At 67.5% G+C, this 21,709-nt stretch carries 17 protein-coding genes and 3 pseudogenes; 11 read left to right on the forward strand and 9 right to left on the reverse strand.

Annotation, left to right across the window (positions count from 1 at the left end; genetic code table 11):
* Window positions 1–515: 515 nt before the first annotated feature.
* Window positions 516–782 carry a hypothetical protein gene (locus ACZ7MX_RS33030; RefSeq protein WP_472137517.1) on the reverse strand — a complete coding sequence of 89 codons (267 nt, stop codon included), beginning with the start codon at window positions 780–782 and terminating at the stop codon, window positions 516–518.
* A gap of 113 nt (window positions 783–895) precedes the next feature.
* Here ACZ7MX_RS33030 and ACZ7MX_RS33035 point away from each other — a divergent pair, with 113 nt between their 5' ends.
* The 4 genes and pseudogenes from ACZ7MX_RS33035 (at window position 896) to ACZ7MX_RS33050 (ending at window position 3,819) form a co-directional block, all read left to right on the forward strand.
* Window positions 896–2,044 (forward strand): hypothetical protein, encoded by a 1,149-nt coding sequence (locus ACZ7MX_RS33035; protein ID WP_472137518.1) that lies wholly within the window; start codon window positions 896–898, stop codon window positions 2,042–2,044.
* Window positions 2,045–2,073: 29 nt separating this feature from the next.
* Window positions 2,074–2,258 (forward strand): annotated as a pseudogene (locus tag ACZ7MX_RS33040) (ATP-binding protein); the annotation flags it as partial.
* Window positions 2,259–2,308: 50 nt separating this feature from the next.
* Window positions 2,309–2,836 carry a GNAT family N-acetyltransferase gene (locus tag ACZ7MX_RS33045; protein WP_472137520.1) on the forward strand — a complete coding sequence of 176 codons (528 nt, stop codon included), beginning with the start codon at window positions 2,309–2,311 and terminating at the stop codon, window positions 2,834–2,836.
* A 239-nt stretch (window positions 2,837–3,075) separates the two neighbouring features.
* Window positions 3,076–3,819 carry a DUF6193 family natural product biosynthesis protein gene (locus tag ACZ7MX_RS33050; RefSeq protein ID WP_472137522.1) on the forward strand — a complete coding sequence of 248 codons (744 nt, stop codon included), beginning with the start codon at window positions 3,076–3,078 and terminating at the stop codon, window positions 3,817–3,819.
* A 27-nt stretch (window positions 3,820–3,846) separates the two neighbouring features.
* Here the strand turns inward: ACZ7MX_RS33050 and ACZ7MX_RS33055 are convergent, their stop codons facing one another.
* Together ACZ7MX_RS33055 and ACZ7MX_RS33060 are read right to left on the reverse strand one after the other, a co-directional pair.
* Complete coding sequence (locus ACZ7MX_RS33055; protein ID WP_472137741.1) at window positions 3,847–4,482, reverse strand: ISL3 family transposase; 636 nt, start codon at window positions 4,480–4,482, stop codon at window positions 3,847–3,849.
* A 247-nt stretch (window positions 4,483–4,729) separates the two neighbouring features.
* Window positions 4,730–5,761, reverse strand: a pseudogene (locus tag ACZ7MX_RS33060) (ISL3 family transposase); the annotation flags it as partial.
* Between ACZ7MX_RS33060 and ACZ7MX_RS33065 the strand changes: the two are divergent.
* Window positions 5,760–6,704: a hypothetical protein gene (locus tag ACZ7MX_RS33065; RefSeq protein WP_472137524.1), complete on the forward strand. Its 945-nt coding sequence runs from the start codon at window positions 5,760–5,762 to the stop codon at window positions 6,702–6,704. The pseudogene ACZ7MX_RS33060 and the gene ACZ7MX_RS33065 sit on opposite strands and share 2 nt — an antisense overlap.
* Before the next feature lie 522 nt (window positions 6,705–7,226).
* Here the strand turns inward: ACZ7MX_RS33065 and ACZ7MX_RS33070 are convergent.
* The 5 genes from ACZ7MX_RS33070 to ACZ7MX_RS33090 form a co-directional block, all read right to left on the reverse strand.
* Window positions 7,227–7,652, reverse strand: coding sequence for a hypothetical protein (locus ACZ7MX_RS33070; protein WP_472137526.1), 426 nt, complete (start codon window positions 7,650–7,652; stop codon window positions 7,227–7,229).
* An 84-nt stretch (window positions 7,653–7,736) separates the two neighbouring features.
* Window positions 7,737–8,702 (reverse strand): hypothetical protein, encoded by a 966-nt coding sequence (locus ACZ7MX_RS33075; protein WP_472137527.1) that lies wholly within the window; start codon window positions 8,700–8,702, stop codon window positions 7,737–7,739.
* Between the two features lie 306 nt (window positions 8,703–9,008).
* On the reverse strand, window positions 9,009–9,677 hold the full coding sequence (locus tag ACZ7MX_RS33080; RefSeq protein ID WP_472137529.1) for a hypothetical protein: 669 nt from the start codon (window positions 9,675–9,677) through the stop codon (window positions 9,009–9,011).
* A gap of 266 nt (window positions 9,678–9,943) precedes the next feature.
* The gene (locus ACZ7MX_RS33085; RefSeq protein ID WP_472137531.1) at window positions 9,944–12,370 is read right to left on the reverse strand and encodes a helicase associated domain-containing protein; all 2,427 of its coding nucleotides are present in this window, start codon (window positions 12,368–12,370) and stop codon (window positions 9,944–9,946) included.
* 127 nt (window positions 12,371–12,497) lie between these two features.
* Window positions 12,498–13,721, reverse strand: a complete 1,224-nt coding sequence (locus ACZ7MX_RS33090; protein ID WP_472137533.1) for a VWA domain-containing protein — start codon at window positions 13,719–13,721, stop codon at window positions 12,498–12,500.
* Window positions 13,722–14,055: 334 nt separating this feature from the next.
* On the opposite strand from ACZ7MX_RS33090, the gene ACZ7MX_RS33095 reads away from it, so the two are divergent.
* From ACZ7MX_RS33095 to ACZ7MX_RS33120, 6 genes and pseudogenes are all read left to right on the forward strand, one after another.
* The gene (locus tag ACZ7MX_RS33095; protein ID WP_472137535.1) at window positions 14,056–14,583 is read left to right on the forward strand and encodes a hypothetical protein; all 528 of its coding nucleotides are present in this window, start codon (window positions 14,056–14,058) and stop codon (window positions 14,581–14,583) included.
* On the forward strand, window positions 14,580–14,804 hold the full coding sequence (locus ACZ7MX_RS33100) for a hypothetical protein (protein WP_472137537.1): 225 nt from the start codon (window positions 14,580–14,582) through the stop codon (window positions 14,802–14,804). Before ACZ7MX_RS33095 ends, ACZ7MX_RS33100 begins: the two co-directional genes overlap by 4 nt.
* A gap of 197 nt (window positions 14,805–15,001) precedes the next feature.
* Window positions 15,002–16,240 carry an ABC-three component system protein gene (locus ACZ7MX_RS33105; RefSeq protein WP_472137539.1) on the forward strand — a complete coding sequence of 413 codons (1,239 nt, stop codon included), beginning with the start codon at window positions 15,002–15,004 and terminating at the stop codon, window positions 16,238–16,240.
* Between the two features lie 2 nt (window positions 16,241–16,242).
* A pseudogene (locus ACZ7MX_RS33110) lies at window positions 16,243–16,730 on the forward strand (three component ABC system middle component).
* 23 nt (window positions 16,731–16,753) lie between these two features.
* Window positions 16,754–18,703, forward strand: coding sequence for a DUF3732 domain-containing protein (locus tag ACZ7MX_RS33115; RefSeq protein WP_472137541.1), 1,950 nt, complete (start codon window positions 16,754–16,756; stop codon window positions 18,701–18,703).
* 558 nt (window positions 18,704–19,261) lie between these two features.
* Entirely contained in the window at window positions 19,262–21,016 is a 1,755-nt protein-coding gene (locus tag ACZ7MX_RS33120; protein WP_472137543.1) for a hypothetical protein, read from the forward strand.
* A 45-nt stretch (window positions 21,017–21,061) separates the two neighbouring features.
* On the opposite strand, the gene ACZ7MX_RS33125 is transcribed toward ACZ7MX_RS33120, so the two are convergent.
* On the reverse strand, window positions 21,062–21,586 hold the full coding sequence (locus ACZ7MX_RS33125) for a hypothetical protein (RefSeq protein WP_472137545.1): 525 nt from the start codon (window positions 21,584–21,586) through the stop codon (window positions 21,062–21,064).
* Window positions 21,587–21,709 lie beyond the last annotated feature (123 nt).

Consider the following 21,709-nt stretch of genomic DNA (forward strand, 5'->3'; position numbering starts at 1 on the left):
CCCGCGGAGCGGGTAAAAGCCTGCTGCGCAGGCTTCCAGAGAACTCTCGTGCTGCGCACGAGAGTTGAAGCGAAGCCCCGCGCTACGCGCGGGTGACGGAGTGAAACTCCTCGCGTTGCGAGGAGTTGGCTCTGCGCTGCGCTCCGAGCCTGTGTTTCCTTCTGTCAGAACTTTTGCTGAATCCGGAGGTTGGGTGAGTGCCCTTCCGGCTCTCCGCTTGCGCTTCGAGCCGGCGGCTTCTTCGTCGCTGCGCTCCTGGAAGAAGCCTTGAGGGTCCGTTCGCTGCGCTCCCGGACCCGGCCCGCATTCGCGGGCGGCTGGCTACAGAGGGGCGGGTGGGCGGGGTGGGATCAGCCGTTTCCTTCGAGTGAAAATTTTGGTGGATCCGGATTCGGGGGTGGTGCCTGACGGCTTGGAGATCACGGTCGTTGCGCTGTGGGTGTCCCGGGCAGGTGTGGTGATGTCAGTTCCGCTTCGCTGCGCAGGTATCCAGGTTGTTGCTACCGCTCGTGTTGTCAGTTTCGGGGTGTGTACCAGGGTACGAGGCGCAGCAGGAGGTCGAGGGTGTGGCGGGCCGCTGTGCGGGTGGCGGTGGTGGGGGCGAAGGCTGCGGCGAGGGCGAGGGTGGCGGTTGTTGCGCCGAGTGCGGCCGTGAGGATGAGCAGGATGCTCTTCAGGTGGCCGGGGTGGTGGAGTGCGCTGGCGATGAGGAGGGTGAGGAGCGCGGTGGCGAGGCCGGCGGCGGTCCTGGTTCGGATGCGGTTTCGGTGCTCTGGGGTCATGGGCGGGCCTTTTGTCTTCTTGGAGTGGGTGGATGTCTGGGTGGTGCCGAGACCAGTGAGCCAGAGCCGCGGGTCCGCAGAAAATTGCACCTCTCGGGGTTGTAATGGTGGCCATGGCACGAGGAGAGCCGAGTCCGGCTGATCTGCAGGTGATCCGTGAACTGGCTGCGTGTGGCCTGGTGGTGACGGCCAGCCAGTTGGAGAGCTGGCGGCGGGCGGGGCTGTTGCCGCGGCATCGGCGGCGGGGGCTGGGGCGGGGCCGGGGGGCGGTGGTGGACGTGGTTGATCCGGTGGTGGTGGAGAGCGCGGCGGTGCTGGCGCGGCATCTTCGCCAGGGGCGGGATCGGCGGTTGGCCGTGCTGGAGTGGTTCGCCGAGGCGGGCGCGGCTGCGCAGCCGGGAGCGGTGCCGGAGCCGCCGCTGGCGGCTGTGCGTGAGGCCGTGGTGTGGGTGCTGCGGGGGACGATGTCGCATCGGCTGCTGGAAGTCGCACGCGGTGCGGCGGGGGCGGGTGAAGAGGCAGCCGATGCGCTGTATGAGGTCGCCGGCCGGCTTCTGGCGGCACGACCGTACCGCGGTGCTGCGAATCCTGCCCTGGTGCGCGCGGCGCTTGAGGCCGATGAGGACGTGCCGGAGGGCCCGGACTTCAAGGGGTTGGTGCACCTGGTCGCGGCGATCGGTCTGGGAGCGCAGGAGGTGGGGGCGGATGCGCTGGCCGAGGCCTTTGCCGCCTACGGCTGGTTCGGGCTGACTGCCGAGGACTGGGCGCAGATGCTGGGGGCGGTTGAACGCGGTGAGAGTCCGCCGGTGGACTGGGGACTGCTCCAGCAGCGCGCGGACGTGCTGAGACCGGTTCAGCAGGCTAGCGATGAGCAGTTGCTGCGGGCCCGGACGGTGCTGGGCGGGCTGCGGATGTTCTACGGGCTGTACGCGATGCACGCCCTGTTCATGCCGGATACTCCGGCGCTGGCCGCGCTGCGGGCGAAGATCGACGAGGGGGGCATGTTCCCCATCCTGGATCACGTCATCTCCTTGAGCGCCTCCGTCAGGCACTTCGCCGAGGGCCTGGCCGTCTGCCTCGAGCCGCTCTTCGACGGGCTGTACGAGACGCTCATGGAGCAGCTCGCGGAGGACCCGGGCCTCTTCCAGATCCCCGGAAACGAGGCCGGCGCGGCTGGCTTCATGGAAACGTGGACCCGCGCCCTGCGTGAGCAAACCGCAAGGGCCCGGGAGCCGGTGGATGCGAGCCGTGAGCAACCCTAGGGGCTGTGGCTCAGGATCCCCTGCTTCTGAACAGCGTCGCGATCGCCTCCAACGAGTCGTTCGGGGGTGGACGAAGACCTTCACCGATCCCCATCTCTGCGCGGCCATCGTCGACCGGCTCACCTTCAACGGCGCGATCATCGAGACCGGCACCGGCTCCTACCGGCTCGCCAGTACCAGGGCGCGAACGGAGCAGCCAGCCAGGGTCGGTTGATGTCCGTCTGGGCGGTCTGAGGCGGTGGATGATCGACGAGGATCGTCGCCATGACCTACGTGATCGAAGCCGCTCGTCCGAACGACTCCGCGAGGTTGGGGCCGTTGGTGCTGAGGGCCTGGCTGCAGACATACCCCAACCCGGAGGTAGGGATCGACGAGGACTGGATCCGTGAGCATCGCGGCTCGTCAGCCACCGTGGAAGGCATCACCCAGTGGCGGGAGTTCATTGAGGCAGCGAACCAGCAACCGGACCTGCTGTTCTGCCGTGTTGTCCGTTCCGACACCGAAATTGTCGGCGTCCTCTGTGGGCGCCGCGACGAGGTGGTCACCCTCGGACCGATGTATTTGCTGAACCACGTCCAGAGCCAGGGACTCGGTGCCCGCATGATGACCGAGTTCCTCGCCTGGGCCGGAGCCGCACCCATATGCCTCTGGGTCACTGACTACAACGACAGCGCGGTCCGCTTCTACCAACGCCACGGATTCAAGATCACGGGCGAGAAAGAGCTTTGGCAAGGAAGGCTGCCCAACCTACGTATGACCCGCGAGGTCGCATCCAGCATCAACCACAGCTGAGCTGCACGGACCCAGACCCGTGTTAGCCCGCCGAGGATGCAGGTTTTCGGCGGCCCGCCGCCCGGAGGGCGGCGGGCCGCCCCATGGACTGCTGCTATTTTTCGGCTCTGGTCCAACTTCTGTGAAACGGTGACGCTCCGTAAATTCTCAGGACAGGCCGATCCCGAGGTCCGCCTCCTCTTTCAGCCCTCTATGATGGCCGACCCGGCGCGCAACACCGGCATGAGGATCGGAACATCATGAGTCGCGAACCAGACCCAGCCGTCCTCTACCCCGATGTGGCCGCCCACGGCAGCCTTGCCGCAGCACTCCAAGCCGCAGCCGCTGACCAAGGCATGTCTCTTCCCCTGTCAGTCACCCCGTCCGATCCACTGCGTCATGCCACGATCACCAGTGTCGTCCCACATCGCCATTCGTCCTACATCGCGGCGGCGCATCACGAGCGAAACTGGACCGTCTGGGGCTCGTCTAACGACAGGCTCATGATCTGCGGCGACACCAAGGACATACGTGAACTTCCCCAAGTGATCCGCGGCTGGGCGGAGGGGGCCAGCCTCGACGAGATCAGGCAGGCCGCGACCTTTGACCTCCTGACCGGACGTTTCGAGGTCCCCGACAACAACCCCGCAGACGTCATCGCCTCAGAGTGGCAGTGGCTGCTGAAGGATGCTGATCACGCCGACTGGCCGCAGTACCAGGCGCTCATCGAGTCCGCCCACGCCGAACCGAAGCTTCGCAAGCTCTACCCCTTCACGAGCCATTGGGCACTGAGCTTCTCCAAGACGCCCGACTACCCGTTCTCCCCGCCCTTCGTCTCGATCGGCTCACCCCGGGGAACTGGCGAATACACCATCAGAGAGTGGTGGAACGGCCCCGCACTGCACCACGTCACCACAGCTGCCGAAGCGATCACCATCGCCGTGGGCCGGATCCCGGCCGACTTGCTCCAGAAATCTTCTGAGCACTCTGCACAAGACTCCTGAGGGCGACATCGGCGACAAAGGCGGTGGTCAGGATGCCAGCAGGACTCGTTTCCGCAAGAGGCCGAAGCCGGCCCGGCCGTACATCTGACGTTTGATCATTTTGATCCGGTTGACGTGGCCTTCGACGACTCCGGAGCTCCAGGGCAGTGTCAGGCCGGCGGTGACGGCGGCGAGATCGCGTTCGAGCCCGTTGGCGAAAGTATGGAGGCTGGGCAGGTCGTCGGCGCGGACCGCCTTGATCCACTGCGGGAGCCGGTCGCCCTGGAGCTGGGTGAGCATCTTCCCGAACGCGCGGACGTGCCCGGTGAGGGAATCCAGTTCGGAGCAGCCGGCGAGGACGGCTTTGAGCTTCAGGTGCTCGCTCTCCGGCAGGGTGTCGGGGTGGGTGAGGATCCATCCGGTGACCGTGCGTGGGGACGGCGGACGGGCTGCCGGCGCGGTCGGGGGTTGTGCGAAATGGCTGGAGGTAGGCGCGGACAGCTCCGTAACCGCCGGTGTAGCCCTGCGTCTTGATCTCTTTCCAGAGGGTCCAGGCGTTCGTGCAGCCCCCGGTCCATCGCTCGTGCAGGTAGGGCTTGAAGTCGTCGAGCTTGATCCTGCGGCTCTGCCACTGCCCCTGGAACAAGTCTTCCGGCCTCGCAGCGTCCGCCAGCCGTTGGACAGTGCGGTAGGTCATGCCGAGCTGTCGCTGGATCGAGCGTCGACTGTGGCCGGCTGCCAGCAGCGCGTGGACGGTGGGGTGATTGGCGCGGGTGCGGTCTGCGAACCGGTGCCCGGTGGGCCATGGCGACCCGCTCTCGGCCGGTGCCGGTGCCGGAGAAGGCTCCGGCACCGGCTCGGCGAAGGTCGCCCGGAGGCACGAGCGATGGCGAGAGACACACCGCTCGGCCGCTTCGCCGAGGTTGCGCCAGAGATGGAACCGGTCGGCGACCTGGACCGCGGTGGGTGCCCCGATGCTGGCGCCCTCGGCGAAGAACGGGGCGCGATCGCGGCAGACGACCTCGATCCCCGGGTGACCGGCCAGCCAAGCCGCGACAGTGCCTGACTCGCGATCCGGCAGTAGGTCCACCGGCCTGCGGGTCTCGACATCGACCAGCACGGTCCCGTAGACACGGCCCTTGCGCATCGCGTACTCGTCGACCCCGACCACGCGCGGGGCCTGTGGCTGGGGCTCCGGGAGAGCGTCGACCAGACGAAGGACCGTGTTCCGGCTGGCTCTCACCCCGAGGATGTCGGCCAGCTGGGCACCGGCGCGACCGGCCAAGGCGAGGCCGATCTCGGCCAGCACCGACCGCATTCGCTCGGTCCGTTGGCTGTACCGCCGGGTCAGGCCCGCGACCTGTTCGACGAACGTCCGCCGCCCGCAGGAGACGACTTCACACGTGAAGCGCCGGACGCGGAGTCGCAGCACCACCTGCCGTCCCGCCACAGGCAGATCTGCTGGAAACCGCAGGTAGGAACCGTGTACCCGCCCGGACCAGCTTCCGCAGCCTGGGCACCGAGCACCATCCGTCCGGCATCTGACGCCGACTCGGATCACCTCACCATCGTCCTGCACCGACACCACCCTGATCTCCGGATCCGCCAGGAAGAGCATCTCTTCCAGCCGGAGCAGTACCTCGCGCACAGTCCAGAACCATCTGCCCGTACGCGTCGACGCCCTCAGTTTCCGGACGATCTCGCGAGACCAACAGTAAGACCAACAGTCACAGTGAGTAGGCACACCACAGAAGTTGGACCAGAACCGGTTCCCGTGAACAAAGCCAGGATGGCATCGGTCGGTTCTTACGCCTCGAAGGGCTGCCGGCCGGCTCCGACGAGTTCTGGAAGCCCCGGGAGCACCTGTGATGCGGATCACAGGAAGATTCGGGGGATGCGTTGTCGGATGGGGTCCGTGCCGGGACCGAGAGGAGAAGGATTTTCCCGACAAGGAGGCACCCATGGCCACCGAGGACCCGACGCCCAGTTACACCATGGTCGAGGATGACTGTTCTGTTCACGCCGACTTGGCGGAGCGGATCAACGAGTTCAACTGGGATCCGGATAGCGGCGCGGCGGTCACGGCGTTGTTCCCGGTCCGCTGGACCGGGAACACAGGCGATCTCGTGACCCTTCGGGAGGACGGGAGTGTCGCCTTCGACATGGATGGCACGTTCGATCTTCCGGAGCCGTTCGACCGTGCCGTTCCTCCCACGTTGATCACCACCACGACCGGTATGGCGGTACTCAGGGCCGACCACCCGGCCAACCAGACCATCGAGTCCGGGTTCCGGTCTCTGAACATCCCGGTCCCCGACGTGATCCAGGCGTTGAGCGCCCGCGAGGCCGCGCTCGTCGGCGACGGAGCCACGATTCGTTCCTTCACGTCGGAGGTGCTGGGGAGGTGGAGCGGATGGAATGAGCCGGTCTCCACCGCCTTGCTCGGCAACTGGGCGGACCCTCTCTACGACCAAGGTCACCTGACCCCTGATGCCTTGGAGAAGCTGAGGTCAGAGGCCAGTGTCATCCACCGGCAGCTCACCCCGGTCTGGCGCCGCAAGGTCAACCACTCGCGGCTGCTGCTGCTGCTCGACACCCCGCTCGGCGACGGGCTGACCCTGTACGACTTGGTCTCCGGGCAGGCCGCCTCCGGCACCGGAGTCGAGGTCGGCTTCGAGGACCCGCGCCTGAACACGATCTTGGAGGCCCTCTCTCCGGCCGAGCGAGAGGTGACTCTCGCCCTCGGCACCCCTGGGGTCACCACTTGGTCTGAAGCGGCCATGGCCGCTGGTGCTGCGCAGCCGGAGATCCAGGGCGAGAAGGTCCGCCGGAAGGTGAAGCGGCTCGCTGCGCGCATCACCGACCGCTCTGCCGTGGCCGAGGGGATCACGGTGAGCGACCGATGAGCGCCCTCAACCCCGTCTCAGCCCGCCCGGCCCGGCGTCGGGAGGTGGTGTTGCGGATCGCCCTGCCGAGCATCCCGTCCTGCACCGCGGTACTCGGTACCGGCAGCGTCGGCGCGGCCCTGGTCCACGGCACCATCCCGGCAGCATCCCCGCTCGTGTGGCCGCTCGTGGTCCTCGCCCTCGGCACGATGGCGTACGACGTCGCGCTCCGCGCCCTACCCACAGCGACGGATGACCGAGCTGCCGGACGGCAACGAGGCCCTTCCCGGCCTGGGTGAGTGCGGCCCGCCCCGCGCTTACCGCACCTGGGCCGCTCGCGACGCTGGGCCTAGACCACGTTGTGCTCGACCAGCTCCAGCTTGTGCTGAGTCGCCGTGCCCGCCGCCTCGGCGGCGCGGGCCTCTCCCACATCGTGGGGGACGCCGACCTGAGCGGCCGGCCCGGTGATACCCGGCGCCTGGACGGCCAGGTCCGGGCGGCGGGCGGTGAGTTCGGCGCCGCGCCCAGAGGCAGGTGTCCTGGCTATCCGTCATGGGCCTCCTTGGTGGACGATTTGGCGGTGCGCCGGTTCGGTTCTCGGCGGACCGCATGCTCCACCTGTTGGATCTGGTCTGTTCCGTAGGCGGTGCGGACGCCGGAGATCGTCAGGCCGCTGGCCTGGGCCAGCGTCTCCAGGGGATAGCCCCGGGGGCCGTGGAACTCCCGGCCGTAGGCAAGGAGTCGGCGAATCTCGGCATCCGCCTCCGCCTTCCGGGCTTTGGCGTCTTCGAGGGCCAGGAGCAGTGGGTCGGTGTCGAGGCCGTCGCTCGCGGCTTCCAGCCTCTCTGCTTCCTCGGTTCGGAGGTGTTCGGCCTGCTCACAGGCGTCGAAGTACAGGTCCGCCGGCGTGACCGAGCCCGGCACGGGCAGTGGGTAACGGATCGCTGCGATGTCACCGATCAAGTTCATATTGCGATGGTCGCAAAAAATTGCGCTGATCGCAATAGCCGCCCGTCTCCCCCTAGCTGTCCGGCGGCCATGGCTGCGCAGGCCTCAGCTGGTAGGTGTCCCCACGTCTTGCAGCACGACCGTGCGGCGCACGCCTGCGTCCATCAGCGCCTGTGCCCGGTGCTGTCCGTTGACGTAGCCGCCCTCATAGGGCTGGATCGCCCATGCCGTGCTGAACAAGGTGGCCAGCGCCTGAACCTGCCAACGGCCAGCCCCGGCCGCCTGGGCATGCTTCCGGGCGAACTCCTCCATCTCCTCGCCCCCCACGCCGGTCTCCAGGGCCTGTGCCAGGACCTGCCGCGCCATCGTGCAGACCTGGTGCCAGTCACCGCCGTGGTACCAGCAGCACCCGCGCCCGCCGCGCCGCGGCCAGAGCTGACGCACCCCACGCCGCCACCATCCGATTCCGACCGGCATGCACTCAGGTGCCCTAAACGGCATCGGCCGCGCCAGGCGGGAGACCGCCATCACCTCGAACCTCACCTCCGGCTCCGGCTCGGCCGGCCGCGGCACGTAGCCGCTGCCGCGGTCGGTCGCTACCTCCGAGCCGACGAGGGCCTCCACCTGCTCAGGCGTGATCGTCCGCCAGCCAGGCGTGCGCAGCCGATAGGGCTGCGCCTCGGCGAAAGTGACGAGCTCGAACCGCTCCTTAGGCCACGGGTCCGGCTCATTGGTCAGCTGCCGCTGGATCCACACCGGCGGCAACGCCTCATCGGGGCAGTGGCGTTGCCACACCGCCGCAGCGAACCCTTCCGCGCCATTGGTCAGAGCCATGCCCTCGCCCCGGGTCTGCGTGGCCACCGCAACCGGCCGTGTGCCGGGCGCGGTGAACAACTGCAGCCGGAAAGTGGTCTCCTGGCCTGGCGACATACCGGGTGGGCGAAACATGTGGTCGTCCAGGGCGCGCCGGCGCCGCGCCGCCAAGCGCAGGACGGCCTGGACCGGACGGGTCGCCGCGGCCTCGGCGTGCGTGAGATCAGGCGGCGGGGCTGAGTCGTCGACGTCGTCCATCTCCCGATGATGCCGCCACGCAGGAGCACAGCCAACCGGTTCGCTGCAGGACAGTATGGCCCGCGGCTTGTGCAAGGCGGCGCGAGCGCCTCGTCCGCCAGAACCTTGGCAGCAACCGCTTCAATTGAAGCGCCCGCACTCGATGCACGTTCGATAGAGGCTACGCAGCCTCGCCAGACTTACCCAGCGCTGTCTCCGGCACTCTGTCGTCACTCGGCCGGCGGTTTCTCGGAGCCGGTGGTGTGCGCGGCGGCATCCCCCGCCGTGCGGTCGAGGACTCGCCGACTCAGCCTCTGGGCGTTCTGCTCAGTGGCGAGCGGTTGCGGTGGGAGTTTCGCCCTGTTGAGCTTGCTCGATCCGTTTGGCCTGCATCCGGGCCACGGACAGCAGGGCCTGTGGATCAGCTTTCGGCTCATGGGTATAGGCCATCGCGACCACCACCGTGCCGACCCGCATCACCATCGATGCATACGGCTTCCCGGGGAACCCGCCTCCTGCGCGTGCCACGCTGGCATTGCCGACCCTGGGCATGGAGATCTCACGGTCCTTGTCGTCGGCGTAAGAGGCACTGCGGCTCTTGTACCCGGCCCGAGCAGCCTCCCTGTCCTCGTACGCAGTGAGTTCAATGTAGACATTGCCTGTGCTGTCCGCGTTGTCGTATTGCACTACCCCGTGGCTTGCCATCCCCGCACAGGTGGCGGGGGGCTTGCGGCATGGCGCGTCCTTGGGATAGTCGCGGGCACCGAGAGGTGTTGCTCCGACCTTCCAACCGGTGGGCATGCTCTGCAAATCCGGAAGGGCCCGCTTGAGCTTCGAAGAGTCGAGGGCCGTCGCCAGGTCCGGAGTGGTGGCGTGTGTGCCGTGGTTCTTGTTGCCAGGCGTCGCTCCGCTGCTTCCGCATCCCACCGCCGACAGCAGTACGGCGATCACCGCCACCGACGCCCACACACCTGTCACTAACTCCTTGCGGCGCACGCGTTGCCCCTCCCCCGTACCTCGCCTGCTCGCAGAGCATAGTTGCCGGGCACAGGTAATGGAGAACGATCACTCAACAACCGGGAAACGATCTTCAAGGCCGCCAGAAGCCCCAGGCCAGGCACTCTCGTGAACACTCCGGTCGGCACACAGCCGCTTGTGACAGGACAGCGCGGCCGGGCGGTCCCGCGCTCCCTCGCACGTTGTGCGGGACCGCCACCCCCACCCTGAGCCCGCGCGGGCCTGGAGCGCAGGTGTGGCCTGCCTCAGGCCAGGGTGGCAGGCGTGGCGGTGTCATCGGTCCAGTCGCCGTCGAACAGGGCGGCGATCAGGCGGGCGTGGGCGTCGGGGAGTTGGCCGGCGCGGTGCTTGGTACGGGTCTTGGCGAGCCAGGCGCCGATCTTGACCGTCTCGCCGTCGACGCAGATCGTCGCCCGGGCGGCGGGGGCGCGGCGTTCGCGGTGGAGGAAGAGTTCCAGGAGTTGGACAGTCTGCTCGAAGCTGCGGCGGGTGCGACGGGCTGGGGCGAGCGGGTTTGTCTCGGGGGTCAGGTCGAGGCCGGACAGGAGTTGCTGCTGGCTGGGGTGGAGGGCGTGCCAGGTGGTGAGCTGGCGGTGCAGCCAGGAGCCGATCTTCACCGTGCCAAGGAGGGTGTCGCGGGTGAGAGCGGCCGGGTCGTGGCCGGCTGCGAGGTGGCCGTGGAGGAGGTGGTATTTGCGGTGCCAGTCCGCGCCGTGGGGCAGCCGCCAGTGAGGATCGAGGGCGGCCAGGTCGGCGGCCCGGGCAGGGTCGAGCTGGTCTTTGGTGGCGAGGTGGCGTTGTTCGGCGAGCCAGGCGCCGACGGGTGTGGTGGCGGGGGCGGCGAGGTGGCCGTGGGCGGCGTGGTAGTCGGCGGCAGCGGTGATGCGGGCGCGCCAGGCGGCGTCGTGCTTGTCCCAGATCATGTTCAGGGCGTCGAGCTCGGCGATGAAGTCCGCCTCGAGGCGGCCGGCCGTCGCGGCGTCGCGCATGGTGGTGATGAAGCGGCCGAGCTCGTAGCCGGTGGGGTCGATGTGGTCGGCGGGGACGTCGAGGTGGCCGAAGGCGTCGTGGAAAGCCTGGGCGGCGGCGAGTCCGAGGCGGCGGGAGCGGGAGATGGTCTGGTCGCGAGGATCGAAGCTGGCCAGGTCCATGGCGCGGGCGATGCGCTCGGGGCGGACGGTGAAGTCGAAGTGCCAGCGGCGCTCGATGACGTCGCTGGTCTCGCGAGGGAGGCGGTTGGCCTTGTCGGGCAGCCTCTCCAAGATGCGGTGGTCGTGGCTGGCCAGCGCCATGGCGATCGCCCACACCGGCTCATACGCGGTGCCGAGGATGTCCTCGGGGACGGCGCCGGGCGGAACGTAGACGGGGACGATCAGGCTGGCTGTCTTGCCGGAGACGTCCAGGCGCAGGGCGCGGCCAAGAGCCTGTGTACAGCGGATGACACTGCGGGTGGGGTCGGCGAAGGCCACCGCATCCACGCTGGGGATGTCGACGCCCTCGGCGATCAGGCGGGCGTTGGCCAGGACCGCGCAGGAAGCGGCAGCGAAGTCGGCGAAGATGTCGGCGCGCTCGGCGGGGGTGTGGTCGCCGTGGGCGAAGAACAGCTCCGGGGTGATGTCCGGGCACCGCTCGGGCGCGGTGCGGCGCAGCAGGCGCAGGGTGTGGGGCAGCTCGCGGGCGAAGCGGCGGGCGTCGGAGACCAGGTTGAAGTACACCAGCACCTTCTTCAGCCGGTGCTCGCTCATGGTGCGCAGGACGGCCAGGTGCAGGGCGGTGGTGCGCAGTGCGCTTTGCGCCGTGTTGTCGCTCTCGCTGGTGGTGCCGGGGGCGGGCAGGTTGAGGGTGGTGCGCAGGTCGGCGTCGGTGAGGGTGGGCACCACGATGCGGTAGTCAGCTGCCCGGCCGTCGGCCACCGCGGTTGCGAGAGGGTATTCGAAGATCTTCTTGCCGTAGACGGCCTCGTTGTCCATGGAGTTGGCGAAGGCGTCGAGGTCCGGGGCTTGTGGGCGCCTGCGGCGTGGGCGGGTGATGTCGGCGGACTCCGCCAGCTCCGGCGAGCCGAAGGTCCGCGGGGTGGCGGTCATGTAGAGGCGGCGATCCGCATGGATCCGGGTGGCGTCGTTGACGACGGCCCACTTCTTGTCCGCGCGGCCGGCGATCCGGTGCGCCTCGTCCAAGATCGCAAGGTCGAACGGCGGCACCGTATACCGCGTGTTCTGCGTCTGTTCGATCTTGTCGAGGGAGTCGTAGGTGCAGACCACCGTCAGTGCCGGGATCTGGTCCTCCCCCTCCCCCACGACCGACATCAGCCCGGCCAGCGAGGTCGCGTCGATGGTCGAGCCGACCCGCGCCGCGGCCAGATCCTCCCGGCCGGCCGCGTCCATCGAGGAGACGATCACCATGTGCTCGCCGTGGCCATCCCGCCGCCACGCCAGCGCGGTCTGCGCGGCCAGATCCAGCGTGGGCACGACGAACAGTACCAAGCGGGCATGGAGTTCGTCGGCGGCCCGGATGGACACCAGCGTCTTGCCTGTCCCTGTCGCCGCCACGTACAGCCCCCGTGTTCCGGGGCGGCGCAGCTGCTTGACCGCGTGCTGCACCGCCTGCACCTGGTCAGGGAACAACGGCCGCTTGTCCTGGCCATTGGGTGGGGGAACTTCGACCACCGTCATGCAGGGCTACCTCAGCAGAGAGGACGTACCAGAGGGCTGCGTTGTTTGAGCCACTCGGGGCATCCTCGCAGACTGACACCAAACCCGAGGCCTCGCGGCTCCCCGCACAGTTCATACCGTTCGTGGCTTACGGCTTCATCCATTTGCCGAACGCTTCGACCAGGCCAGTGTAGAAGCGGTCGCCTGGGACGGACCCGGGGTTCTTGCTGGCGTCGTAGAAAGCGACATTGTTGAAGGACGCCGAGGCGGAGGCGTTGAGGTTCTTGTAGAAGGCGAGCTTGCCGCGGCCGAAGCCTACGAAGAGCCAGAAGACCCCCAAAGTGGCGGTGTTCTGCAGCAGGGAGCGCACATCGGACTTGTCCCAGGGCTCGTCGCCGACCTGAACGATCACAAAGGCGGGGTCGGAAGCACCTGATTCCTGGTAATGGACGACCGTACGACGCATGGCGTCTGCCACGTTGCCCCAGCCCCAGTCGACCTGGGTGTGCAGCTGCCCGATACGGCCGCGGTAGTTGTCCAGCCGGATCTCCTCGAGGAACGGTTCCCGCCCGCTGGAGAAGACCACCGGGACCGTGCCGTCGTCGTCCAGGTTGGCCGAGAGCGCCAGCACTCGCTCGGCGAAGGCCTGAACGGCGAAGGACTCGTACGTCTCTTCCATGTGATAGTCGTGATCGAGGATCAGGTAGACCGCGGCGCGCCGGTTGGCGATGCCTCCGTTCACAAGGGCCTGCCCGGCCTGCCGAGCCGGCTCGAGTAAGGCAGGGGCTTGGCGCTGGATCTTGGACAGGTTGACCGTCGCTCCTGCAGCGGGCCCTGCTTGTGCAGGTACCGCGCTGGCGGACGGGGTAGTGGTGGCAGCATCGTCGTCGATATCGACGCCGTAGTCGGTGGCGAGGCCCGCGAGTCCGGAAGCGTAGCCCTGGCCCACGGCGCGGACCTTCCAGCCGTCACCGCGGCGGTAGAGCTCAGCGAGCACGACGACTGTCTCGCGGGCAGTGAAGTCGGGGGCCATGAAAGCCATGCAAGCTGTGCCGGCCTGAGTGATGCTCACCTGCGGCGAGGTCGTGAACACTGCCCCGGGCTGAAGCGGGTCGACGCTCGCGACGAGCACCACCGTGGCCACGCTGGAGGGAATCCGGTCCAGGTCAGCGGTCACCGTGTGGCCCGAAGCCTGCACACCGTCCTGAGCCGGGCGGTTGTAGAAGACGAGATCGTTGTCACTGCGGACCTTGCCGTTGCTGCCCAGCAACAGCGCCGAGACGTCCACCTCAGGATTCGCCGCGGCAACGGTGAAGGTAACCTGCCCCGCCATGAGGGCAGCGTTTTGGCCCTTGAGCAAAGACGTCATCATATCGGCCCCCTTGTCACAGATACGGAAGCGATTCTTCCTCCGTCCCGGACCACACCGCAGGCAATCCGAGAATCCGCTCACAACGGTCACGTCACCGCCAACGTCATCAGACTTTCGAGACGTCACGGGAAAGCAGCGCCCTGGGCGCCGGCGCCGAATATTCAGCCGCTGCCCGGGGCCCTGCAGCATCCGAAGCTGCGGAAGGCGACCACGCCCGGTCTGCCGGGCGCGTCGCGTGTTCGAGGCAAGGTCGGGTTGACCGGCAGCAACTCCCGCCGCTATTGGTGTTGTTGACTGTGGCCGTGCGGCCGCGAGGCGTAGCGGGGGAGGTCACATGTCTGCGATCTGGTGGCTCGTCGTCGTAGTGGTTCTCGGCGTAGGCTGGGTGCTCTGGCGGCTCGCGCAGTTCCCGGGCGGCTGGGCCTACGCCTTCCATGAGCAGTACAGGGCGGACCGGGAAGCCCTGGACGTTGCCCGCGGTGCTGTGCGGCAGCTGAAGGGCACGGCTCGCCGAGAGCTGCGGCAGGCCCAGACAGCCGTGAGGCGGGCGGAGAAGGCGTACCGGAACCGGATCTCCCGTGTGGAGGCTGAGCTGCAGCAACTGCGCACGCCGGACCGCGGGGATCATGTTGATCAGCTGGGCCACATCGCTCTGCACGAGCACGCGCTCCTCGTCGGGGACGACGAGGTACCGCTGGCCGGCTTGCAGGTCCGGTTCGATCTGGCCCGCTCCACCCACGTGTCGTACGTGTACCTGACCCCCAGCCTGACGGGCAGGAGCGTCTGGAGCGCTTTGCGGGGGATGAATTCCCCGAAGACTCAGTGCGTCAGTTCAGCGTGCGGCTTCAGAATGCGGCCGTGACAGCGAACCAGCTCCAGGCGCTTCGGGATGTCGATATCCAAAAGCTTGAGGCCGAGCTGCGTGAGGCTCAGGATGCGACCGAACCGGTGGAGACGGCGCGGGAACTGATGGAAGAGATGCGCGCCCGGCACGGCAGCGATCCGCAGCTACCGAAGGCTCGGGCGGCTCTCGACGACGCATGCGACGTGTGGCAGGAACTGACGGGTCGACGCCCCTTGTAATGCCGGTCGGGTTCCTTGCCTGTCTCGGGGCGGAAGTACCTCGGGTATCGCGATCGATGACTGTGTGCCGGAACCTATGGGCTCCTGCAGCGGGGACACCCGCTTACGATCAGCGAGCAAATCGGCATTCGCACCGATGTGCGATCTTATGAGTATGTATTGATCCTGTTAGGTGCTGTCTCTAGAGTGACGGCATCGTGACAGAGAAGATGCCCCACTCAGCGGCTGGCCAGATGCTGGGCTACCTCTACCAGTGCGAGTGGGCGTTGGTGGAGCTGGCGCAGCGGTGGTTTAAAGACGCAGAGGCCGCACTACGCATGGAGATGCTGGACGACATTGACCTGCTGCACGGGTCAGTGCCTGTCGAGCTTGTGCAGTCGAAGCATCATGGCGGCCATGGAGAGATCGGCTCGACCAGTGCCGATCTGTGGCGTTCAGTCAATTCCTGGTGCGATGCCTTGGAGATCCTCGGAGATGCGCCGTTGCCGCTGCTCCGTTTGGTCACCACTCAGCAGGTCGCTGCCGGAAGCCTTCTGGAAAAGCTGCGGGCCGATCCGCAGACGCGCGATGTAGCCGCAGCTTTGGCAGCTCTTGAGGAGCTCGCTGGTAATGCCGAGGGGCCGAAGACGACCCGCCCTTGGCGGGAGCGCTTCCTCCGGTGCACCCCAGTGGTTCGGGAAGCTCTGGTGGGCCAGATCGTTGTGGACGATCTGGCGCCTCGGGTGTCAGAGGTGGACTCTAAGCTGCGTGAAGTGATCGGAGTATGGAAAACGGATCAGGGCCAGAGCCAGGAGATCCTGGAGGAGCTGAAGGGCTGGTGGTGGGGGGTCTCCAAAGAGATGCTCGACCGATCCAACCCAAGCCGGAGGGCGACCGTTTCCGCCGAGGAACTGCGCACGAAGATCGACTACGTGATGAGCAAATACGCGCAGACCTCGTTGCCCATCAGCGACCGGCTGGAACGGCTCACCGAGGATGAGGTGGCCCGGTACCAGGACCGCGTCTTCGTTGCCCAGCTCCAGCTCCTGAAACTGGGGCGCCGGAGTATCCGCTTCCATCTCGGTGAGTATCACCACGCATGGACCCACCGATCCCGCTGGCTCCACCGACACTACGTCGCCCAGAGCGAACTCGACCAGTTCGAGGCTGATCTCCGGCGTGAATGGGAGCAGGTGTTCTCCAAACGCGCTGACGCCTTCGACGCTGGCGAGTACGGAGCCGATGCGGTCAAGGCCGGTGTGGACATTCTGGACAAGGCCATGGCTGCTGTAGAGACGCTGCGGCTGCGGCCGCAGGTGGAGAAGAGGTGGGTCGCCCGCGGCACGCTTCACGCTCTGGCCGATCTGGCTACGCAGGACGACGACCCAGTGGGCTGGCATCCCGATTTCGAGAACCTGCTGTCCCGGTCGTCCGATACTGCTGACGGGGAGGAATAGCTATGTCGGCTCTCGCGCGTCAACTCCCCGAGACTGCGGCGCTGTTCAATCCCGCCTTCGGCGCTTATGTACTGGCGCACTGCGTAGCGGCCCACATGGCCGCGGGCCCAAGTCTTCCTCTCCCCTTGCCGAGTGGCTTCCTGGTCCTTCCCCTGGTGCTCCCCCGGACTCCCGCGCTGCTCTCCCGAGAGACGTCCGCACGCCGCTGGCCAGCTGGCTGGCCGACAATCCGATCCAGCGCGCGTCATACCCGCACCGAGCCGCCTCGCTGACTGAGTACACCCGTGCATCCCAGCGGTTCGGCGTCCGGCACCACGTGTTGACGGTGCACTCCAGCGGCCTCGCAGTGACCAGACAGCCCAGGCGTCCCAACGCGAACAGTCACGGAGCGGAGCTCGTCGACTGCACACGCGCTGCGGCCCTCGTCGGCCGCTGGCTTGCAGCGACAACGCCTGCAACCGCATTCGCCCTGCTTGGGGTCCGCCCCTAGCTCTCCAAGGAAGCCACCTCAGCATGCATCTGCTCGCTCTGGCCCTGTATCACCGTGATGGCAGGCAAGCACCGCGCACCATCACCTTCAAACCCGGAGCCTTGAACATCCTCACCGGAGAGTCCGAGACCGGAAAATCGGCGGTCCTCGACATCATCGAGTACTGCTTGGGACGGCAACACATTTCTCTGCCAGAGGGTGTGATCACTCAGACGGTCGGCTGGTACGCCCTGCTCGTACAGATCGGTTCGACCCGCCTGCTACTGGGCCGGCCCCGGCCAGCGGGAGCCTCCACCAACAAAGCCATGCTGATCATCGGCGACCACACACTCGAGCTGCCGGCAGGCGACCGCATGAGAGCGAATGCCGACACAGACGCGCTGCGCGCAGAGCTCAGCGCTCGTCTGGGCATCGACGACTTCCGCTTCGAACCTCCGGCGGGCGCCGAACGCTACGCCTTCAATGTCTCTATCGCCCAGGCCGTTTACATGTGCCTGCAAAAGCAGACCGAAATCGCCAACCAGCAGCTACTGTTCCATCGCCAGTCCGAACCCGGCATGGCACAGATGATGAAGGACACGCTGCCGTACTTCCTCGGTGCTGCCGGGCCGGAACAGGCCACACGCCAACGACAGCTCGCAGAGGCCACCCGAACCCTGCGGCGTGTCCAGCGACAGATTGATGAGAGCCAGCGCGACAACGACTCCACGAACGCCGCCCTTCACGGCCTCGCCCGCCTCGCCCAAGAGGCAGGGATGCTCCAAGCTGTGCCCGATCGCGCATCGGCAGCCGAACTGAACATCCTGCTGCGCGAGGCGGCGGACGCAGTTGCTGATCCATCGACGCCTCCGACGTTCGGCGGAGACGGGATGCAAGAACGACTGGCTGCGGAACGACAGGCTCTGCGGGAACAACTTCAGGATCTCAACGAGGCCGGAGCCCTTCTCGACTCATGGCAGCAGGAGAGTCAGGCGTTCACCGGGGAACTCCACACCCAGCTCGGCCGCCTCACGTCTCTACAGCTCCTCAGCCCACAAGACTCAGGGGCGCCCGAGGTCTGTCCTCTGTGTAATCAGACCTTGGAAGAGCCCGACCCCGACATCGAGCAGCTCAACGACCTCACACGCCGTCTCCAGCATGAGCTGACCGACGCAGAAGCACTGCAACCATCACGGACCCGTCACCGCCAAGAACTCAACGAGCAGATCGCCGACGTCCGCAGGCGCCTCCAGGCCAATGCCTCAGCACTCCAGGCCCTGCAGGCCAGTAACCGCCGTCTCCAAGAGATCAATGACCAGCACGCGCGGCAGGCTCACGTGCAAGGGCGAATCCTCCAGGAACTGCAACGAACTACGCCGCAGTCGTCAGACGAACCTGGATCGCTGCGCCGCCAGGCGGCTCGAATGCAGGAGCGGATCGCAGAACTGCAGGAACTGGTCGACGCCGACGACGTGAGGGCGGAAACGGAAAGCCGCCTCAGCCGTATCGCGCTGGAGATGACGGACTGGGCCCGCGAGCTGGATCTGGAGCATGCAGACGAGGCTGAAGAAGTACGCATCAGCCTCTCCCTCCTCAACGTCGTCCTGCGCACGGAAGCCAGTCGTATCCCCCTCACCCGCATCGGCAGCGCGAAAAACTGGATCGGATACCACCTCGTCGCGCACCTGGCCCTGCACACCTACCTACTCAAACACCAACGGCCCGTCCCGCACTTCATCATGTTCGACCAGCCCACCCAGGCCTTCTTCCCCGAAGAAGTTCATGACGTGGACGCCCTCACCGACGCCGACTGGGAAGCAGTCCGCAGCTACTTCTCCCTCATGCGAGACGTCGTCAACCGCAACGGCCACGAACTGCAGATCATCGTCTGCGATCACGTGAACCTGCGAGACGACTGGTTCCGCGACGCCGTCATCGAAAACTGGCGCCAAGGCAAAGCCCTAATCCCCACGGACTGGATCACCGAGGCATAGACCGGGCCCGCCCAGCCTCAGGACAGGGCGGTGGTGCCCCTCTGGGAAACGCAGGCGCCGGATACGGCAGCCTTCAGGCCGTCGGGTTCACGCGTCGTCCCGGACAGAGCGCCACGTGAGGTACGGAACAGCGAAACAGTCGTCCTGGCCCTCGCCGGATTCGGACATACTCGGTCGGTCATCACCGCAGATGACGTGTCTGCCGTCAGACTGTGCGCTTTCGCCTGTCACAGTGTTTCTTCCCGCCCCGCCTGCCGGCCCAGGTTCTCTTCTTCTTGTTCACCCCTTACACCAAGCTTCGTGCCTAGGCGCTCTGAGAGCCGAGCCGGCTAGTTCGACTTCCCGTCGCACTGCAGCGGCCGCCGTCCGGCGATAGCAGTACCGCTCCACACGGCCACCACGCAGCAACAAGGCTACCTTGCGCAACAGGACGACCCAGCGTCGCTCGGGCCGTCGCCGGGCCCGCGAAGTGACGATGCCCCGCCCGGCCTTGCGACTCTCGGCCGGTAGCGGGGACGGGGCATCTACTGTATGGAGCGGGGATTGAGGGGGGCGCTGGTGCGTGACTCACGGCTTGTGCAGACGGCGGTGATCGGCAACGAGCATTCGGACGTGCCGGTGGTTCTGCCCGTAGCGGCCATCGAGCTGGATGCGTTCCGGCGGCGTCATCGTGGTGACTCCTTCTGGTGCGGCCTGCTGCTCGGGGGGTGCGGGGCTCGTCTCGCGGACAAGTTGTACGTCGACAGGCAGTGCCACTTCCAGCACTATCCCGCCGGGCAGCACGGGGGCGAGGCGGTGTGCCGGCGTCGCGGTGTCGGCGAGTCGAGCGCCGACCACCTGTACGTGAAGGGCGCGCTGCAGACGTCCTTGGCGGCGCACGGGCGCGCGGCCCGGTTCTCCTATCCCGACCCGATCGGCTCCGCCCTGGACGTCGACCTGGACGACGGACGGCAGTTCATCGTTCACCTCGACGGGAGAATCCGCCCGGCCTGGGACGGCGGCACCCCGATCCTCGCAGCCGGTGTCCCGCTCGAGCCCGGAACGCTTGCTCGCTGCCGGTACGTGTACCGGGTGCGTGTGCGGAGCGAGGGGCCGGACCGCCGGGTCTGGATCGGCACCGAGAGCCTCGCCCGCCCCACGGAATGGGTGCCCCTGGCGGATTGCGGGTGGACGGCGGACGGACTTGTCACCGAGGCCGCGCAGCGGATCCTGAAGGAGCTGCCGGCAGACCCGCACCCGCGCACACAGCCGCTGCCGGAAGCGGTCACGCAACTGGTCCGGGGACTGGAATCGGCACAGCGGTCAGGCACGGTCGAGCACGTCCGCCGGCTCTGCGAAGACAGTGACTCCCTCCTTGAGTCCCTGGAGCCGCACGCGCGGACGAAAGCTCAGCAGGCCCTCGCCGAAGCCCGCAGGTGGCTGGACGGCCATATGGGCTACCAGCAGCGCGTGTTCGCGGACCTGCAGCGCGCCGTGGACGAGAAGCGTGCCTGGGATGTGCGCGAGCACTACAACCGGGCCACCGCCCTGACCCGGCGCGGTGCCAGCGACGCCGAGCTGCAGATGCTGCAGAACGCTCGTCTCTTTCTTCAGGAGAAGAACCACCAGACGGCGCCGGACACAGCCGCCCGTCGACGCCAAGCGCTCGGCCGACTCGCTCCGGCCCGGCCGGGCGCAGGAGCGGTGCTGCCGCCTCGGCCCGACGCGGACGACGCACGCGCGCGATGGCAGCGGCAGGAAGCCGTGCTGAGGGTGCGGCGTCTGGTGGCCGAGCACCAGCAGACGCACATGTCGCCCAGACGCCGCGAGGAGAAATTCCGGGAACTCCAAGACGCCGTGACCGCAGCTGACGGTGCCCTGACCGGCAGACTCCTGCGGCAGATCCGGGCGCTGAGGGAGGAGTACGCCGTGGACGAGACGGCGCCCTCCCGGCACGTCCCGCGCCCTGCCGCAGGCCTGTCGGACGAAACCCTCGCCACGGCGGCCGCAGCGGTGCGCGGCGCTCTGCAGCGGGTAGCGCGTGCCCAGCAGACCCTCACCTGGGCCGTCCTGAAAGCACAACTGGGCACCGCCCTGCCCGACATGACGGATCAGGAGCGGCAGCGTCTGATCGCCCTGGTGGATGCGGCGTCGGAACGGGACGAACCCCTGCTCTCCAGCGTCCTCGCGGCCGGCGATCCACAGCTGGCCGAGGCGTACCGGCTGTCCGCGAACCTTCTCGGCGGCCACCTGCCCGCAGACGATCGCGAACTCCTGCGCGATGTAATCGACGCCGACGTACGTCAGACGCACGCGTACTGGCGCCCGCGGTGACCTCGCCGCCGAAGGTGAGCATGGGTGTCCTGCCGGGTCCGGTTGTCAGCTGCCGTCGCGGGCGACGTGCCGACCGAGGGTGGTCCAGACCGGCTCGGCCGCTTTCTCGGGCACGGCGCCGGTGAGGCCGTCGAGGTGCTGGACGGCCTCAACGGTGATGTAGCGGTGGGGGTCGGGGGATTGCAGGTAGCGGCGCAGCAGGTCGGCGTCGACGTCCTGGCTCTGGAGGTAGGCGGCGAGGGTGCCGACCAGGAGGTGGTTGTGGGCGAGGGCGTCGGTCAGGGCGTACAGGACCAGGCGCTGCCACTGCTTCATGCTGTCGCCGTGCAGGGTCTGCAGGTGCTGGGCGCGGGCGAGATAGGCGTTGATGCGGCGGCAGTGGTGGGTCACCAGCGCCAGCAGCTCAGGTGGCACCTCGTCGCCTACCGGGCGTGGGGCGGGCTCGACCGTGCAGGGGGCGGGCGCGGGCGGCAGGGCGTCGCGGATCTGCTGCAGGCCCGTGTCCTGCTGCGGGCCGTGGGGGATCTCGCTGCGCCGCTGCGGTCGTTTGCGGGGGTGGGTGGAGGTCATGGCGGTGCCGTTCCTGCGGCCGGTCCCACGATCCGGTGCCTGCTGGGTGGCTTGGCCACACGTGCGGGGCGCTGTGAGTGACGCGGCGCGTCTAGGGCCTACCTGTCCGCGTCAGTCGTGGGC

It is taken from the genome of Streptomyces sp. NPDC107765 (genome assembly GCF_055657085.1).